Raw genomic sequence first — 15,854 nt, 5'->3', positions numbered from 1 at the left:
CCCGGCGAGCGCTCAGACGGGCCAGGGCGTGCCGTAGTGGGCGTAGACGCCGCGACCGTAATCGTCGGAGTAGGCCGGCGCCTGCTCCTTCGCGTGGTGCGGCGCATCCTTGAGCTGCGCCATGTCGAGGTTGACGACATAGCCGTCCTTCTCGACGTCGTAGGTCAGCAGGCTCCACGGCAGCGGATAGCGGTCCGTGCCCATGCCCAGGAAGCCGCCGAAGGCCAGCGAGGCGTAGCGCACGTGGCCGTTGCGCTTGTCGATGATCAGGTCGTCGATGGCGCCCAGCTTCTCGCCGGCCAGGTTGTAGACGCTGGTGCCTTCGACCTTGGACGAAGAAATGGTGGGATGGATGCTCATGGTGGTGCTCCGTGATGGGGTCTGCGTCAATGGCAATCGGCGTGCCTGCTGAACGGCTGCCGGTGCCATCACCCTAGGGTTCTCACCAGCCGACAAAAGATCCGTCGTTGTTAATATAAACAATCACTGATAAATAAACGGCGACATCAGCGGCCCGTCTGGCGCAGGCCGCCGATGCAAGGCCGGCGGGTCGCGAGTCCCGTTCACAGGAGACAAGACACCCATGTCGTGCACCGAACTCACGGCGTACTTGGCGCCCGGCCGCATACGGGCGTCGATGCGCAAGGACGTGTCACGTCCGCCGAAGCGCCTCGCCATGCGCGCCGGCGGCGCCCGCCCTTCGTCACCCCTGCCTCGCCACCCAGCCACCGTGGAGCTGCCTTGAGCGCGACCCCCGACATCCCTTCGCCTTCCGGCCGCCTGCGCAAGGCACCGGAGAGCTTCCTGACACCAGACGGTGTACGCACCGTCTTCGCCGAGGCCAAGCAGGGCCGGCGCGACTTCGTGCGCGGCGCGTTCGCGGCGGCACTGACGGGCGCTGTCGCCGGCAGCGCCACGGCGCAGGCGACGGCGGCGTCCGCAGCATCCGCTGAGGGCGACGCCAACATCCTGACGCTGCCCGAGCACAGCAAGGGGCTGGGCCAGGCCGTCGTGACGGATGGCTACGGCAAGCCGTCGAAGTACGAAGCCAACGTGCAGCGCCGGCAGAGCCCCGGCCTCACGCAGACGACCCAGGCCTCGGTGTCCTTCGCGCCGCTGCAGTCGCTGTTCGGCGTCGTCACGCCCAGCGGCCTGCACTTCGAGCGCCACCACCAGGGCTGGTGGGACATCGACCCGTCCAGGCACCGCCTGATGGTCAACGGCAGCGACGACAAGCTGCTCAAGCGCCCCATGGTGTTCACGATGGACGAGCTGATGCGCCTGCCCAGCGTCAGCCGCTTCCACTTCATCGAGTGCGGCGCCAACACCGGCATGGAATGGGGCAACGTGGCCGTGCCCACCTGCCAGTACACGCATGGCATGCTGAGCTGCAGCGAGTTCACCGGCGTGCCGCTGCGCGTGCTGTTCGACCTGGCCGGCGTCGACTACAAGCGCGCCCGCTACGTGCTGGCCGAAGGTGCCGACGGCTCCAGCATGACGCGTACCGTGCCGATGGAACTGGTGGAGAGCGGCGAGGTCCTCGTCGCCTACGGCCAGAACGGCGAGATGCTGCGCCCCGAGCAGGGCTATCCGCTGCGCCTGGTGGTGCCCGGCGTGCAGGGCGTGAGCTGGGTCAAGTACCTGCGCCGCCTGGAAGTGGGCGACCAGCCCTACGGCACGAAGGACGAGACCATCCACTACATCGACCTGATGCCCGGCGGCCTGCACCGCCAGTACACCAGCACGCAGGAGTGCAAGAGCGTGGTCACGACGCCGTCCGGCGGCCAGGTGCTGCTGGACAAGGGCTACTACCAGATCAGCGGCCTGGCCTGGTCCGGCCGCGGCAAGGTCAAGCGCGTGGATGTGACGACCGATGGCGGCCGCAACTGGCGCACAGCCCGGCTGCAGGACCCGGTGATGAGCAAGTGCCTGACACGTTTCACGCTGGACTGGCAGTGGGACGGCAAGCCCGCTGTCCTGCAGAGCCGCGCCAGCGACGACACCGGCTACGTGCAACCCAGCGCGCGGCAGTTGCGGGCCGTGCGCGGCACGCGCTCGATCTATCACAACAACGCCATCCAGTCCTGGCTGGTGGAGGAAAGCGGCGAGGTGCGCAATGTGCAGCTGGCGTGAATGCATCGCCGCGCTGGTGGGGGTGATGGCGCTGGGCTCGGCAGCCGCGCAGACCTACCCCGGCATCGGCCGCCCCGCCACCAAGGCCGAGGTCGCCGCGTGGGACATCGACGTGCGCCCCGACTTCAAGGGCCTGCCCAAGGGCTCGGGCTCCGTGGGCCAGGGCCAGGAGGTCTGGGAGGCCAAGTGCGCGTCCTGCCACGGCGTCTTCGGCGAGAGCAACGAGGTCTTCATGCCGCTGGTGGGCGGCACGACTGCCGAGGACATCAAGACCGGCCGCGTCGCGCGCCTGAACGACGCCACCTTCCCCGGCCGCACGACGCTGATGAAGGTGTCCACCGTCTCCACGCTGTGGGACTACATCAACCGCGCGATGCCGTGGAACGCACCCAAGTCGCTGAAGACCGACGAGGTCTACGCCGTCACGGCCTACCTGCTGAGCCTGGGCGGCATCGTGCCGGACGACTTCACGATGAGCGACGCCAACATCGCCGACGTGCAGAAGCGCCTGCCCAACCGCAACGGCGTCACCACGGCACATGCGATGTGGCCCGGCAAGAGCCTGGGCAAGGCCAGCCCGCCGGACGTGAAGGCCACCGCCTGCATGCACGACTGCGACACCGAGCCCAAGGTCGCGTCGCTGCTGCCCGACTTCGCGCGCAACAACAACGGCAACCTGGCCGAGCAGCAGCGCCTCGTCGGCCCGCAGCGCGGCGTGGACACGACGCGTCCGCCCGGTGCGCGCCGCGAGGGCCCGATCACGGTGGCCGCGACGCCATCACAGGCGCCGGCCGCCAGCGGCGCGGCCCCGGCTCTGGCACTGCTGAAGAAATACTCGTGCACGGCCTGCCACGGCATGGAGCAGAAGCTGGTCGGCCCCGGCTTCAAGCAGATCGCCGCCAAATACGCCGGCCGCGGCGACGCGCAGGACCATCTTGCCGGCAAGATCAAGGCTGGCGGCCAAGGTGTCTGGGGGCCCATCCCCATGCCTGCCCAGCCGCTGCCGGATGCCGACCTGAAAACGCTCGCCACCTGGCTCGCCACCGGCGCAGCCAGCCGATGAAACCTCACCCCAAGGAGACCCCCACATGCTGACCCGTCGAACCGCACTTGCCCGCTCCGCGCAGGTGGCCCTGATGCTGGGAGCCTTGAGCGCACTGCCCAGGGCCGCCCAGGCCGCCTACTCGGGCGCAGCCTTCGAGGCCAAGTCCATGGCCGACCTGCTGAAGACGCTGGGCGCCGGCGCGCCCGTCGAGAGCAAGGACGTCACCATCACGGCGCCCGACATCGCCGAGAACGGCGCCGTCGTGCCGGTGGGCGCGTCCACCACGCTGGCCGGCGTGAAGCGGCTGCTCATCCTCGTCGAGAAGAACCCGAGCGTGCTGTCCGCCGCGTTCGACGTCAGCGAATTCGTCGACCCCGCCTTCACGACGCGCGTGAAGATGGGTCAGTCGTCCAACGTGATCGCGGTGGCCCTGATGAACGACGGCAAGGTGCTGTTCGCGCAGAAGGAAGTGAAAGTCACCCTGGGCGGCTGCGGCGGCTGAGATGACGCCCCTCGCGGGGACGGCGATGCACGCGGCATCGAGCCGCAAGCACATCGCCAGCGCGGGCCGGCTTGGGAGCGGCCCGGCGCTCGGCCCGCAGGACCACTGAATAGCTACTGAACAGGAGAACACCATGCCAGATCCAATGCGCATCCGGGCCCAGGCGGCCGGCGACAAGACCACCGTCCGCGTGCTGATGAGCCACGAGATGGAGACCGGCCTCCGCAAGGACGCCGCCGGCAAGACCATTCCCGCCTGGTTCATCCAGGAGGTGACGGCCCAGTTGAACGGCAAGCCCGTCTTCACCGCCGAGTGGGGCCCGTCCGTGTCCAAGAACCCGTTTTTGCAGTTCGTCGTGAAGGGTGCCAAGGCCGGCGACAAGATCGCCGTGACCTGGCGCGACAACAAGGGCGAGACCCGCACCGACGAAGCCACCGTGTCCTGACCCTTCACTCCACCGGAGGAGACATGCGTACAAGAAACATCGCCGCCATTGCAGCGGCGCTCGCAGCCACCGCGGCCACCGTGCCCCTGCTGGCCCAGGAATCCAAGTCGGCGTCCGACGGCATCGCCGAGTACCGCAAGATGCTGGAGGACGGCAACCCGGCCGAGCTGTTCGAGGCCAAGGGCGAAGACCTCTGGAAGACGCCGCGCGGCCCGAAGAACGCGAGCCTGGAGCAATGCGACCTGGGCCTGGGTGCCGGCGTCGTCAAGGGCGCGTGGGTGCAGATGCCGCGTTACTTCCCCGACACGAAGAAGGTGCAGGACCTGGAGTCGCGCCTGCTGACCTGCATGCAGACGCTGCAGGGCTTCGACGCCGACGAGATCGCGAAGACACCGTTCGACAAGGGCGAGCAGGCCTCGGTCACGGCGCTGGCCGCCTGGGTGTCGTCCATGTCGCGCGGCATGAAGATGGCGCTGCCGCAGAAGCACGCCGAGGAGAAGCGCTTCTACGAGCTCGGCAAGCGCGCCTTCTTCTACCGCGGCGGGCCGATGGACTTCGCCTGCGCGAGCTGCCACGGCGAGCCGGGCAAGCGCATCCGGCTGCAGGACCTGCCCGACCTGACCAGGAATCCCGGCAACGGCATCGGCTTCGCGGCCTGGCCGGCGTACCGCGTCTCCAGCGGCGAGCTGTGGGGCATGCAGCGGCGGCTCAACGACTGCTTCCGCCAGCAGCGCTTCCCCTACCCTGGCTTCGCGTCCGACGTGACCGTGGCGCTGGGCGTCTACATGGGCGTCAACGCCAAGGGCGCCGAGTCCATCGCACCCGCACTCAAGCGTTGAACGGTGGTGAGCCCCTCGCCTGACCTGGCCCTGCTGAACGCAGGCCAGTCCAGTCGGTCCCCCGTGGGGACGGCGATGCTGGCCGGATCGACCGGCAAGCACACCGCCCGACGGGCCGGCTTGGGGCGGCCCCGCGCTCGGCCCGCAGGTCGCGACCCGCAATGAACACATGAGGAGACAGCAGATGAAGATCCGATACCTCACCGCCCTCGCGCTGCTGGCCACCGCCGCCGCGCACGCGCAGTCGGCCAAGCAGCTCGACCAGCAGACCGCCGCCATGATGCAGGCCTCGTTCCGCGAGCAGGGCATCGCCAAGATGGACCGCATCGCGCAGGACGATGCGCAGAAGGCCTGCTCGCAGGCCAAGCCGCCATCGGCCGCCGTCACGAAGAAGATCGAGGCCGCGCAGCTCGCCAGCGTCAAATGGCCTGCCGACGGCCAGTACATCGGTGACTGGAAGGAAGGCGAGAAGCTGGCGCAGAACGGCCGCGGCATGACCTGGACGGACGCCAGCGCCGCGGCCGGCAAGAACGGCGCCATGTGCTACAACTGCCATCAGGTGGACAAGAAGGAGATCTCCTTCGGCACCATCGGCCCCAGCCTCTGGAACTACGGCAAGCTGCGCGGCGTCACCGACCCGGCGGACCCGGCCTCCGCGGCCATCGTGAAGTACACCTGGGGCAAGCTGTGGAACAGCAAGGCCTACTCGGCCTGCTCGACGATGCCGCGCTTCGGCCACGCCGAGCTGCTGACCGAAGCGCAGATTCGCGACCTGATGGCGCTGCTGCTGGACCCCAAGTCCCCGGTGAACCAGTAAGGCCGCGATGTCCCTGTCCAAGCGAGATTTCCTGCAGGTGCTGTCCTGCGCGGCCGTGGCCGGCATGCCGCTGGGCCGCCACGCCGAGGCGGCCACGGCCCGGGCCGAGGAGCAGCTCTATGACCTGCCGCCGTTCGGCAACGTGTCGCTGCTGCACATGACCGACTGCCATGCGCAGCTCAATCCCGTGTACTTCCGCGAGCCCAGCGTGAACCTGGGCGTGGGCGGCATGCAGGGGCAGCTGCCGCACCTGGTGGGCGAGCACCTGCTGAAGGCCACGGGCCTGCGGCCGGGCACGGCGAGCGCGCATGCGTTCACCTGCCTGGACTTCGAGACCGCCGCGCGGCGCTACGGCCGCGTGGGCGGCTTCGCGCACCTGGCCACGCTGGTGAAGCGCCTGAAGGCCAGCCGCCCCGGCGCGCTGCTGCTGGACGGTGGCGACACCTGGCAGGGCTCGGCCACGTCGCTGTGGACGAACGCGCAGGACATGGTGGACGCCTGCAAGCTGCTGGGCGTGGACGTGATGACCGGCCATTGGGAGTTCACCTACGGCATGGCGCGCGTCAAGGAAGTCATCGAGACCGACTTCAAGGGCCGCGTGGACTTCGTCGCCCAGAACGTGAAGACGGCCGACTTCGGCGACCCGGTGTTCAAGCCCTACACGCTCAAGGTCATCAACGGCGTGCAGGTCGCCATCATCGGCCAGGCCTTCCCGTACACGCCCATCGCCAACCCGCGCTACCTGGTGGCGGACTGGGAGTTCGGCATCCAGGACGCCAACATGCAGAAGATGGTGGACGAGGCCCGCGCTGCTGGCGCCCAGCTCGTCTGCGTGCTGTCGCACAACGGCATGGACGTGGACCTGAAGATGGCCACGCGCGTGCGCGGCATCGACGCCATCTTCGGCGGCCACACGCACGACGGCGTGCCGGTGGCCGTGCCGGTGAAGAACGCCGGCGGCACCACGCTGGTGACCAACGCCGGCAGCAACGGCAAGTTCCTCGGCGTGATGGACTTCGATGTGAAAGACGGCCGGGTGTCCGACTTCCGCTACCGGCTGCTGCCGGTGTTCGCCAACCAGCTGCGCGCCGACCCGGACATGCAGGCGCTGATCGACAAAATCCGCGCGCCGCACCTGGCCAAGCTCAACGAGCAGCTCGCCGTGACCGACGGCCTGCTCTACCGACGCGGCAACTTCAACGGCAGCTGGGACCAGCTCATCTGCGACGCGCTGATGGACACGCAGGGGGCCGAGATCGCGTTCTCGCCGGGCTTCCGCTGGGGCACCAGCCTGCTGCCCGGCGCCCCCATCACGCGCGAGCTGCTGATGGACCAGCTCGCCATCACCTACCCCTACGCCACGCTGACCGAGATGACCGGCACCACCATCAAGACGGTGCTGGAGGACGTGGCCGACAACCTCTTCAACCCCGACCCCTACTACCAGCAGGGGGGCGACATGGTGCGCGTGGGCGGCCTGACCTACACGATGACGCCGACCGAGGCCATGGGCCGGCGCGTGACCGACATGCGCCTGAACGGCAGGCCCGTCGAGGCCGACAAGCGCTACAAGGTCGCCGGCTGGGCGCCGGTCGCCGAAGAAGCGAAAAACGCGCCCGGCGTGAAGCCCGTGTGGGAGCACGTCGAGACCTGGCTGGCCCACCAGCATGGCCGCGTGAAGCCGCGCAAGATCAACACGCCCCGCCTCGTCGCGATGCAGGGCAACCCGGGGCTGACCTCGACATGAAGACCTTGCTCGCTGCCCTGTCCCTGCTTGCCGGCGCGGCCCACGCCGCCGACGCACCGCCCGTGTTCAACGTGCCGCAGCTCACGCCCGAGACGGCGCTGGTCGCGGCGCGCGCCGCGCTGGCGCATTGCCGCGCCGCAGGCCACCAGGTCACGGTCGCTGTCGTGGACCGCGCAGGCAACGTGCAGGTGCTGCTGCGCGACCGCTTCGCCGGCGCGCACACGCTGGACATCGCGCCGCAGAAGGCCTGGACGGCCGCGAGCTTTCGCATGTCCACCGCTGCGCTCGCCGCCGAGACGCAGGCCGGCAAGCCCATGAGCGGCATCCGCCAGGCACCGCGCGTGATGGCCATCGCGGGTGGCCAGGTCATCGAAGCCTCGGGCACGGTGGCGGGCGCCATCGGCGTGTCCGGCGCGCCGGGCGGCGAGGCCGACGACGCCTGCGCGCTGGCCGGCGTGCGGGCAGTGGCCGATAGCATCGAGCTTGGCCATTGACCCCTTCCAGGAGACCCCCATGCGCAAACGCGTTCTGCTCGCCCTCTTCGCGATGATCCTCGCCACCCCGCTCGCCTGGGCCGGTGACCTCGTCGTCTACCACTTCGACAACGCCGCCACGCAAGGCCTCAAGGGCTTGCGCAACATCCGCAACCACCTGGACAGCGACCCCACCGCGCAGATCACCGCTGTCGCACACGCCGAAGGCGTGGACATGCTGATGGAAGGCGCCAGGGCCGCCACCAACGACACCGAGTACGCGCCGCTGATCTCGGCGCTGAAGGCCCGCGGCGTGCGCTTCGAGGTCTGCGAGATCACGCTGAAGAACCGCGGCCTGAAGAAGGAGCAGTTCGTCATGGACGCCGACTTCACGCCGTCCGGCGTCGTGCGCATCGCCAAGCTGCAGAAGCAGGGCTATGCGTACATCAAGCCCTGAGATGGACGGCACGGCGCTCGGCCCGACATACCCCGCCGTCGACTGATGCGGCGCTGGCTCGGGCTCGCCTGCGCGCTGCTGTGGAGCGCGGCCATCGCGGCTGAGCCGCTGACGCTGCAGCCGGTCGCGCCCAACGTCTGGCTGGCCCAGGGCGAGGCCGCGCTGGGCTCGCCGCAGAACCGCAACTTCATCTCCAACGCCGGCGTGGTGGTCACGCCGGCCGGCGTCGTCGTCATCGACGCGCTGGGCTCGCCCGCGCTGGCCGAATCGCTGCTGGCCGCCATCAAGGCCGTCACGCCGCAGCCGGTGCGCTACGTGATCCTGACGCACTACCACGCGGATCATGTGTACGGCCTGCAGGTGTTCAAGGACCTCGGCGCCACTGTCATGGCGCACGAGGCCGGACGCGAGTATTTGCAGTCCGACACCGCCCGGCTGCGCCTGCAGGCCAGCCGCGAGACGCTCGCGCCGTGGATAGACGCGCAGACCCGCCTCGTGCCGGCCGACCGCTGGATCAGCGCCGACACGACGCTGGAACTGGGCGGCGAGCGGCTGCTGATCCGCCATGTCGGCCCGGCCCACACGCCGGAAGACCTGACCGTGTTCGTCGAAAGCTCACGCGTGCTGTTCGCGGGCGACCTGGCCTTTCGTGGCCGCATTCCCTTTGTCGGCCAGGCCGACAGCCGCGGCTGGATCGCGGCGCTGGCCCGCCTCATCGACACGGCGCCCGCGGCCATCGTGCCGGGCCACGGCCCGGTGTCCACGCTGGCCGACCTGCGCCTGACACGCGACTACCTGCAATACCTGCGCGACACCATGGGCCGCGCGGCGGCCGACATGGAGCCGTTCGACGACGCCTATGCGCGCACCGACTGGTCGGCGTTCGCAGGCCTGCCCCTGTTCGGCGCAGCCAACCGCATGAACGCCTACAACACCTACCTGCTGATGGAGCGCAGCCCGCCATGAAGGTGCTGGCCTGGATCGCCGCCGCGCTGCTGGTGGGCACCGCGCAGGCCACACCCGGTGCGCAGGCACTGTTTGCCGACTGCCCGGCCGGCCTGCCTGCGCGCGATGTGCGCGACCGGCCCATCTCGCCGTCGTTCTGGCAAGGCGGCCCGGTGCTCGCGGTGTTCTGGTCGACCGACTGCGCCTTCTGCCAGCGCCACAACGAGCGGCTGGACCGGTTGCTGCGCGCCGAGCCCGGCGCCGCCGTGATCGCCATCGCCGTCGATGACCAGGCCGACGCAGTGCGCCGCATTGTCGAGCGGCGCGGCTACGGCTTCCCCGTCATCCTGGACTTCTGCGGCCTGCGCGCGCAACTCACGCCGCGCAAGGTCGTGCCGATGACGTGCTGGCTGGGCGAGCCACCCAAGGGGCCGCGATGCATCCCCGGCGAGATGGCGGACGATGACCTGCGCGAGCTGCTGAAGCGCTCGCGCGCGCGTTGACGGCGCCGCTCAGGCGTGGTCCAGCCGCCACTCCTGGAACCTCAGCCCCAGCAGCGCGCCGGCCACCATCGCGGCCAGCGCGATGAAGCTGCCCAGCGACAGCGTCGAGATGCCCGTGATGCCGTGGCCGATGGTGCAGCCCATCGCGACGATGCCGCCCACGCCCATGCACACGGCGCCGGCCAGGTGCACGCCCAGGTCGCCCACGTTGGCGAAGCCCTCCCAGCGAAAGCTGCGCTCGCGCCAGGCCATCAGCGCCGAGCCGGCCACGAGGCCGAACACGCTGACGATGCCGAGCGTGAGCGTCTTGCTCTGGTCGCTGAACATCTGTACCCAGTCCAGCGCGTAGGCGATGGGGGCGATGGTGCTCAGCGACTCCATGTGCCGCGAGTTGGTCGCCAGGTAGACGGGCTCCAGCGTGCGCGGGTCTTCCGGCAGGAAACCCAGGTGGCCGGACACCCACCACAGCGCCGAGACCAGCGCGCCCGCGCCCACGCCCGCCAGCCACACGTCCGCCGATCGGCCGTCACGCGACAGCAGCACCCAGGCCGCCAGCGCGAGGGCCAGCACGGCGGCCACGGCGACGGGCGACACGTTCAGCAGCGCCGGCAGCGCCTGCCCCCCGGGCAGTTCCATGAACACCTTCTCCACGCTCGCCACCCGCGCGACCGCGGTGATGCCGCGCAGCGTCGCCCCCGCCGCGATGGCCGCCACCACCAGCACCACCAGCGACTTCAGGTTGCCCGCACCCAGCCGCACGAGGTTGCGGCTGATGCAGCCCGAGCCGAGCACCATGCCGAAGCCGAACAGCAGGCCGCCCACGACGGCCGACAGCCACAGCAGCCGCGGGCCGGTGTAGATGCTGGCGCCCGGGTCGATGACGCCCAGCGCCGCCATGCCGTTGAAGCCCAGCACGGCCACGAGGCTGGCCACCATCCACATGCGCGCGCGGCGCCAGTCGCCCATCGCGTAGATGTCCGAGATCGCGCCCATCGTGCAGAAGCGCGTGCGCTGGCTCAGCGCGCCGAACAGCACAGCCAGGCCGAACGCCGCCCAGAGGATCTGGTGCATGAGGGCGGGCAGCGCGGATTCGTCCATGTCGGTCAGTTTGAGGCAGGTCAAGGGGCAGCCACATTCTCCATGGGCCAGGCGACACATCGGCGCTTGCTGATACAGTGATTTTCCGAAGTTCCACGCCCGCCGCTGTGATGACCGACGCCACCATCCCCAACGAGGAAGACCGCGTGTTCGCATCTGCCGCCGAGTTGTTCGGCGTGCTGGCCACGCCGATCCGGCTGAAGATCATCAGCGCGGTCTGCAATGGCGAGCGCAACGTGTCGGAGCTGCTCGCGCAGATCGAGACGACGCAGCCCAACATGTCCCAGCACCTGTCCACGCTGTACCGGGCGGGCATCCTGGGCAAGCGCCGCGAGGGCACACAGATCTACTACCGGCTGCAGAGCGAGAAGGTCGCGATGCTGTGCCGTGCCGTGTGCACGCAACTGGCGGTCGAGCTCGACGGCGACGAGGCCGTGCCCGCCGAGGAACGCCTGCTCGTCGCCGGCATGCGCTGATGGACCGCCGCACCTGGTGCGCCGGCGCGGGGCTGGGGCTGCTGGCCCCGGCCGCCTTCGCGGCAGAGCGCCTGAAGCACATGCCCGCCATCGGCGCGCTGCTGCAGTTGCCCGACCTGACGCTGCTGGACGGCCGCGTGTTCACAGCGGCGCAGGCCGATGGCCGCGTCACCGTTGTCTACTGGTGGGCGAGCTGGTGCCCGTTCTGCGCACAGGTCACGCCGCACATCCAGACGCTGTGGCGCGCCCACCGGGACCGTGGGCTCCAGGTGCTGGGCCTGTCCATCGACAAGGATGCGGCCACCGCCAAAGCCTATCTGGACAAGCGCGGCTACGACTTCCCCAGCGGCTGGATCACACCCGCCATCGAGGCGGTGCTGCCCAAGCCGCAAGGGCTGCCCGTCACGGTCGTGCGGGGCCGCAACGGGCGCGTCGCGGCGGCCGAAGCAGGCCAGCTTTTTCAAGAAGACGTGGAGCAACTGGCGCGGTTTCTCTGAGGTCGGATGCGCCCGCGTGCGCACCCGGCAGGGTCAGCCCGGCGTGGACCCCACCGGCTTACTGCAGCTGCTCGCCCAGCACCGACGGCGAGAAGTCTGCCGCGCCGGCCGGCTTGCGGCCTGCCGTCCAGGCCTCCAGCGTCTCGGCCGACATCGGCCGGGCCAGGTAGTAGCCCTGCAGTTCATCGCAGTGCAGGCCCAGCAGGATGTCGCGCTGGGCCTTGGTTTCCACGCCTTCCGCGACCACGCGCAGGCCCAGCTCGTGGGCCAGCTGGATGACCGCGCTGACGATGGCGCGCGCGTCGGCGCTGCCCTCCACGTCCGCGACGAAGCTTTGGTCGATCTTGAGCTGGCGGGCGGGCAGCTGGCGCAGGTAGCTGAGGCTGGAATAACCGGTGCCGAAGTCGTCGATGGACAGGAACACGCCGATGCGCTCCAGCGCCTCGAAGGCGCGCTGGGTGCTCTTGAGGTCTTCCATCGCCACCGACTCGGTGATCTCGCACAGCAGTTGCGCCGGGTCGAGCAGGTTCCTGTCCAGCGCCGCCCCGATGCGCGCCGCCAGGTCTTCCTCGCGCAACTGGTGCACCGAGAGATTGATCGCCACGCGCATGTGCAAGCCCATGTCGGCCCAGGCACGCATCTGCCGGCAGGCCTCGTCGATGACCCAGTTGCCCAGTGAGCCGATGAGGCCGAAGCGCTCGGCGATGGGGATGAACAGCCCCGCGGTCAACAGGCCGCGCTCCGGGTGGTTCCAGCGCAGCAGCGCTTCCACGCCGCGGATCTGGCCATGCTGGCCGTCGATCTTGGGCTGGTAGTGCAGCTGCAACTCGCCGTTGTCGATGGCATGGCGCAGGTCGTTCTGCAGGTTGAGCTGCTCCTGCGTCCCGTCGTCCATGTGGGCCTCGTACAGCGCGTAGGTGCCCCCACCGGCACGCTTGGCGGTGTACATGGCGGCGTCGGCACGCATGACGAGGTTGTCACTGTCGCCATGGTCGGGGCACGCGGCGATGCCGATGGAGCCCGACAGCGCCACACGCCGCCCACCAATCTCCAGGGGCGCCGTCAGCGAGGCGATGACCCGGCGGGCCAGGCCCACGCAATCCGCCACGCTGGTGACGTCTTCCATCAGCAGCACGAATTCATCCCCGCCGATGCGGGCCACCGTGTCCGCGTCGCGCGCCGCGGCCTTCACGCGGGCGGCGGCCTCCCGCAGCACCACGTCGCCGGCGGCATGGCCCATCGAATCGTTGACCGGCTTGAAGCCGTCCAGGTCGATGAACAGCACCGCCACCTTGCTGGCGTTGCGCTCGGAGATCTGCTCGGCGGCACGCGCCTGGCGCTGCAGCGCATGGGCCAGGCGATCCTCGAACAGCATGCGGTTGGGCAGCCCGGTGAGCGGGTCCTGGAAGGCGCGGCGGCGCAGCTCCTCGTTGGCGGATGCCAGTTTCACGTTGGCGACCTTGAGCGAGCTGCGCATGCGCGCGTCCAGCATGGAGGTGAAGAGCGTCATCGTCAGCAGCGCGATCGACGACACCGACACCATCATGCCGAGTTGCGGCCCGCCCAGCGCGTCCGCGCTCAGGCACACCGTGCCCTCAGGAAAGCTCGCCGCCGCCATGCCGGTGTAGTGCATGCCGCAGATGGCCATGCCCATCACCAGGGCGGCCAGCGGCTGGAAGATCACCGCACGGCGTTCGGCCAGCGTGCGCATCCAGAAGAAGATCAGCAGCGCCGCGGCCGAAGCCCCCACGGCGATCAGCGCCGACGCGGCCACCACGCGCAGGTTCCAGACGATGCCGGGCGACATGTCCAGCGCGGCCATGCCGGTGTAGTGCATTGCGCAGATGCCCAGCCCCATCGCCAGCGCCCCGCCGGCCAGGCTGCGCCAGGTCAGCTCGCCATGGCTGGCCACGTAGAGGGCGACGGCCGAAACGGCCACGCCGGCCACCCACGAGGCGACGGTCAGCGCGACCGTGTAGCCCAGCGCGATGGGCAGCGAGAACGCCAGCATGCCCACGAAGTGCATGCACCAGATGCCCGTGCCCATCGCCAGCGAGCCGCCTATCCACCAGCTCAGCGCCACGCCGCGCTCGCGCGTGCGCACACGCTTGGCGAGGTCGAGCGCCACATAGGACGCGAAGCTGGCAATCAGCAGCGACGCGGCCACGACCCACGGGGAATAACTGGATGCCAAGTACTGCATGGGCGAGTGACTGCCTTGTTTTGCGCACTCCGAAGCGTGCTTTCGACTCTACTCCGCCGTGCCGCGGTGCAAGACGCACTCAAACCCGTCGATGCGCGAACGATTTGCGTTTGGCGGCAACTCCGTCACCTCGCTCGCTGCAACGCAGGCCTGGCGCTGCGCCGCGTTCAGTACTCGTCGCGCTCCGCGCCCACGTAGCCGGGCGCGAGGTTCTCGAACTTGGTGTGCATGCGCTGGAACATCAGCTTCACCGTGCCCACCGGGCCGTTACGCTGCTTGGCGATGATGATCTCGGCCACACCCGGCTCCTTGCACTCGTCCTTGGTGTAGTACTCGTCGCGGTAGATGAACATGATGATGTCGGCATCCTGCTCGATGGCGCCGGACTCGCGCAGGTCGGACATCATGGGCCGCTTGTCGGGGCGCTGCTCCACCGAGCGGTTGAGCTGCGACAGCGCAATGACGGGGCATTTCAGCTCCTTGGCCAGCGCCTTCAGGCCCCGCGAGATCTCGCCCAGCACGGTGGCGCGGTTTTCGTCGCTGCCGCCGCCGTTGCCGCTCATCAGCTGCAGGTAGTCGATGACGATCAGGCCCAGTTGGCCGCAGATACGCGCCTGGCGTCGCGCGCGGGCGCGTACCTCGGACGGGCTCAGGCCCGGGCTCTCGTCGATGAAGATGCTGGCCTTGCCGAGCTTGTCCACCGCTTCAGACAGCCGACCCCACTCGTCGTCCTTGAGCTGGCCGGTGCGCAGGTGGCTCTGGTCGATGCGGCCGATGGAGCCGACCATCCGCAGCGCGAGCTGCGAGGCGCCCATTTCCATCGAGTAGATGACGACCGGCAGGCCTTCGTTGATGGCCACGTTCTCGGCGATGTTGACGGCAAACGCCGTCTTGCCCATGGACGGGCGCGCCGCCAGCACGATGAGGTCGCCGCCCTGCAGGCCGGCGGTCTGGCGGTCCAGGTCGTAGAAGCCGGTGCGCACGCCGGTCACGTCCTGCGCGCCGCTTTCGGCCAGTTCATTGACGCGGTCGATGAGCTGCACGACGAGCTGGTCCATGCTCTGGAAGCCCTGGCGGCTGCGCGAGCCTTCCTCGCCGATGCGGAAGATCTTGCCTTCGGCCTCGTCCAGGATCTGCGTCACCGCCCGGCCCTGCGGGTTCATCGCGGCGGTGGCGATCTCATCGCTGGTGGCGACCAGCTTGCGCAGGATGGCGCGCTCGCGGACGATCTCGGCATAACGCCGCAGATTGGCGGCGCTGGGCACGCTCTGCGCGAGCGCGTTCAGGTAGGCCAGGCCGCCGCACTCCTCGGCGCGGCCCACGGACGTGAGTTCGTCGAACACGGTGACCACGTCCGCCGGCTTGCCCGCGTTGATGAGCTTGCCGATGGCTGTGTAGACGTGCTTGTGCTCGAAGCGGTAGAAGTCGCTGTCGGTCAGCAGATCCGCCGCCTTGTCCCAGGCGGAGTTGTCGATCAGCAGGCCGCCAAGCACGCTCTGCTCGGCCTCGACCGAATGCGGCGGCACGCGCAGCCGCGCGACCTCATCGTCTTGCGGCGCGGCGGAGGAGAAGGTGGGGAAGATCGCTGACATCGCTTGTGGATAACGCTGTGGACGAGCTGGGAACAGCCGGTGGGCCGAGCGGGACAACTTACCCCGGAAAGACCGAAGGCCG

The 15,854-nt window shown here is 69.3% G+C and carries 17 protein-coding genes; 13 read left to right on the top strand and 4 right to left on the bottom strand.

Annotated elements, in window-relative coordinates; translation table 11 throughout:
• Positions 1 to 12: 12 nt before the first annotated feature.
• On the bottom strand, positions 13 to 360 hold the full coding sequence (locus ACO07H_RS09315) for a PRC-barrel domain-containing protein (protein WP_422013371.1): 348 nt from the start codon (positions 358 to 360) through the stop codon (positions 13 to 15).
• A 381-nt stretch (positions 361 to 741) separates the two neighbouring features.
• On the opposite strand from ACO07H_RS09315, the gene soxC reads away from it, so the two are divergent.
• From soxC to ACO07H_RS09260, 11 genes are all read left to right on the top strand, one after another.
• Positions 742 to 2,133 (top strand): sulfite dehydrogenase, encoded by a 1,392-nt coding sequence (gene soxC, locus ACO07H_RS09310; protein WP_422013369.1) that lies wholly within the window; start codon positions 742 to 744, stop codon positions 2,131 to 2,133.
• Positions 2,117 to 3,196, top strand: a complete 1,080-nt coding sequence (locus ACO07H_RS09305) for a c-type cytochrome (RefSeq protein ID WP_422013367.1) — start codon at positions 2,117 to 2,119, stop codon at positions 3,194 to 3,196. Before soxC ends, ACO07H_RS09305 begins: the two co-directional genes overlap by 17 nt.
• Before the next feature lie 25 nt (positions 3,197 to 3,221).
• On the top strand, positions 3,222 to 3,680 hold the full coding sequence (gene soxY, locus ACO07H_RS09300; RefSeq protein ID WP_422013365.1) for a thiosulfate oxidation carrier protein SoxY: 459 nt from the start codon (positions 3,222 to 3,224) through the stop codon (positions 3,678 to 3,680).
• A gap of 133 nt (positions 3,681 to 3,813) precedes the next feature.
• A complete protein-coding gene (gene soxZ / locus ACO07H_RS09295; RefSeq protein WP_422013363.1) occupies positions 3,814 to 4,125 on the top strand; it encodes a thiosulfate oxidation carrier complex protein SoxZ in 312 nt (103 codons plus the stop codon).
• A 23-nt stretch (positions 4,126 to 4,148) separates the two neighbouring features.
• The gene (gene soxA, locus ACO07H_RS09290) at positions 4,149 to 4,964 is read left to right on the top strand and encodes a sulfur oxidation c-type cytochrome SoxA (RefSeq protein WP_422013361.1); all 816 of its coding nucleotides are present in this window, start codon (positions 4,149 to 4,151) and stop codon (positions 4,962 to 4,964) included.
• Positions 4,965 to 5,133: 169 nt separating this feature from the next.
• A complete protein-coding gene (gene soxX / locus ACO07H_RS09285) occupies positions 5,134 to 5,781 on the top strand; it encodes a sulfur oxidation c-type cytochrome SoxX (protein ID WP_422013359.1) in 648 nt (215 codons plus the stop codon).
• 7 nt (positions 5,782 to 5,788) lie between these two features.
• Entirely contained in the window at positions 5,789 to 7,528 is a 1,740-nt protein-coding gene (soxB, locus tag ACO07H_RS09280; protein WP_422013357.1) for a thiosulfohydrolase SoxB, read from the top strand.
• Positions 7,525 to 8,022 carry a GlcG/HbpS family heme-binding protein gene (locus ACO07H_RS09275; protein WP_422013355.1) on the top strand — a complete coding sequence of 166 codons (498 nt, stop codon included), beginning with the start codon at positions 7,525 to 7,527 and terminating at the stop codon, positions 8,020 to 8,022. The genes soxB and ACO07H_RS09275 overlap by 4 nt, the downstream gene beginning before the upstream one ends.
• A gap of 19 nt (positions 8,023 to 8,041) precedes the next feature.
• Positions 8,042 to 8,458, top strand: coding sequence for a DsrE family protein (locus ACO07H_RS09270; protein ID WP_422013353.1), 417 nt, complete (start codon positions 8,042 to 8,044; stop codon positions 8,456 to 8,458).
• Between the two features lie 45 nt (positions 8,459 to 8,503).
• Entirely contained in the window at positions 8,504 to 9,424 is a 921-nt protein-coding gene (locus tag ACO07H_RS09265; RefSeq protein ID WP_422013351.1) for an MBL fold metallo-hydrolase, read from the top strand.
• Positions 9,421 to 9,906 carry a TlpA family protein disulfide reductase gene (locus ACO07H_RS09260; protein ID WP_422013349.1) on the top strand — a complete coding sequence of 162 codons (486 nt, stop codon included), beginning with the start codon at positions 9,421 to 9,423 and terminating at the stop codon, positions 9,904 to 9,906. The genes ACO07H_RS09265 and ACO07H_RS09260 overlap by 4 nt, the downstream gene beginning before the upstream one ends.
• 9 nt (positions 9,907 to 9,915) lie before the next feature.
• On the opposite strand, the gene ACO07H_RS09255 is transcribed toward ACO07H_RS09260, so the two are convergent.
• Complete coding sequence (locus ACO07H_RS09255) at positions 9,916 to 11,004, bottom strand: YeeE/YedE family protein (RefSeq protein WP_422018618.1); 1,089 nt, start codon at positions 11,002 to 11,004, stop codon at positions 9,916 to 9,918.
• A gap of 110 nt (positions 11,005 to 11,114) precedes the next feature.
• Here ACO07H_RS09255 and ACO07H_RS09250 point away from each other — a divergent pair, with 110 nt between their 5' ends.
• Both ACO07H_RS09250 and ACO07H_RS09245 read left to right on the top strand, forming a co-directional pair.
• A complete protein-coding gene (locus ACO07H_RS09250) occupies positions 11,115 to 11,480 on the top strand; it encodes an ArsR/SmtB family transcription factor (RefSeq protein ID WP_422013347.1) in 366 nt (121 codons plus the stop codon).
• A complete protein-coding gene (locus tag ACO07H_RS09245; protein WP_422013345.1) occupies positions 11,480 to 11,977 on the top strand; it encodes a TlpA family protein disulfide reductase in 498 nt (165 codons plus the stop codon). Before ACO07H_RS09250 ends, ACO07H_RS09245 begins: the two co-directional genes overlap by 1 nt.
• Positions 11,978 to 12,035: 58 nt before the next feature.
• On the opposite strand, the gene ACO07H_RS09240 is transcribed toward ACO07H_RS09245, so the two are convergent.
• Together ACO07H_RS09240 and dnaB are read right to left on the bottom strand one after the other, a co-directional pair.
• Positions 12,036 to 14,180 (bottom strand): putative bifunctional diguanylate cyclase/phosphodiesterase, encoded by a 2,145-nt coding sequence (locus tag ACO07H_RS09240; RefSeq protein WP_422013343.1) that lies wholly within the window; start codon positions 14,178 to 14,180, stop codon positions 12,036 to 12,038.
• 167 nt (positions 14,181 to 14,347) lie between these two features.
• The gene (dnaB, locus tag ACO07H_RS09235) at positions 14,348 to 15,772 is read right to left on the bottom strand and encodes a replicative DNA helicase (protein ID WP_422013341.1); all 1,425 of its coding nucleotides are present in this window, start codon (positions 15,770 to 15,772) and stop codon (positions 14,348 to 14,350) included.
• Between the last annotated feature and the right edge of the window lie 82 nt (positions 15,773 to 15,854).

Origin of the sequence: Roseateles sp. (assembly GCF_965229315.1) — a bacterium.
Classification (GTDB): Bacteria; Pseudomonadota; Gammaproteobacteria; order Burkholderiales; family Burkholderiaceae_C; genus Pelomonas.
This window is presented reverse-complemented; position numbering and strand designations above follow the sequence as displayed.

What these genes read in the sequence shown, in the direction of transcription:
- ACO07H_RS09240 (WP_422013343.1), bottom strand. Translation starts at nt 14,180, where the DNA reads ATGCAGTACTTGGCATCCAGTTATTCCCCGTGGGTCGTGGCCGCGTCG.
- dnaB (WP_422013341.1), bottom strand. Translation starts at nt 15,772, where the DNA reads ATGTCAGCGATCTTCCCCACCTTCTCCTCCGCCGCGCCGCAAGACGAT.
- ACO07H_RS09275 (WP_422013355.1), top strand. Translation starts at nt 7,525, where the DNA reads ATGAAGACCTTGCTCGCTGCCCTGTCCCTGCTTGCCGGCGCGGCCCAC.
- ACO07H_RS09260 (WP_422013349.1), top strand. Translation starts at nt 9,421, where the DNA reads ATGAAGGTGCTGGCCTGGATCGCCGCCGCGCTGCTGGTGGGCACCGCG.
- ACO07H_RS09250 (WP_422013347.1), top strand. Translation starts at nt 11,115, where the DNA reads ATGACCGACGCCACCATCCCCAACGAGGAAGACCGCGTGTTCGCATCT.
- ACO07H_RS09305 (WP_422013367.1), top strand. Translation starts at nt 2,117, where the DNA reads ATGTGCAGCTGGCGTGAATGCATCGCCGCGCTGGTGGGGGTGATGGCG.
- soxY (WP_422013365.1), top strand. Translation starts at nt 3,222, where the DNA reads ATGCTGACCCGTCGAACCGCACTTGCCCGCTCCGCGCAGGTGGCCCTG.
- ACO07H_RS09245 (WP_422013345.1), top strand. Translation starts at nt 11,480, where the DNA reads ATGGACCGCCGCACCTGGTGCGCCGGCGCGGGGCTGGGGCTGCTGGCC.
- soxA (WP_422013361.1), top strand. Translation starts at nt 4,149, where the DNA reads ATGCGTACAAGAAACATCGCCGCCATTGCAGCGGCGCTCGCAGCCACC.
- soxX (WP_422013359.1), top strand. Translation starts at nt 5,134, where the DNA reads ATGAGGAGACAGCAGATGAAGATCCGATACCTCACCGCCCTCGCGCTG.
- soxB (WP_422013357.1), top strand. Translation starts at nt 5,789, where the DNA reads ATGTCCCTGTCCAAGCGAGATTTCCTGCAGGTGCTGTCCTGCGCGGCC.
- ACO07H_RS09255 (WP_422018618.1), bottom strand. Translation starts at nt 11,004, where the DNA reads ATGGACGAATCCGCGCTGCCCGCCCTCATGCACCAGATCCTCTGGGCG.
- soxZ (WP_422013363.1), top strand. Translation starts at nt 3,814, where the DNA reads ATGCCAGATCCAATGCGCATCCGGGCCCAGGCGGCCGGCGACAAGACC.
- ACO07H_RS09315 (WP_422013371.1), bottom strand. Translation starts at nt 360, where the DNA reads ATGAGCATCCATCCCACCATTTCTTCGTCCAAGGTCGAAGGCACCAGC.
- ACO07H_RS09270 (WP_422013353.1), top strand. Translation starts at nt 8,042, where the DNA reads ATGCGCAAACGCGTTCTGCTCGCCCTCTTCGCGATGATCCTCGCCACC.
- ACO07H_RS09265 (WP_422013351.1), top strand. Translation starts at nt 8,504, where the DNA reads ATGCGGCGCTGGCTCGGGCTCGCCTGCGCGCTGCTGTGGAGCGCGGCC.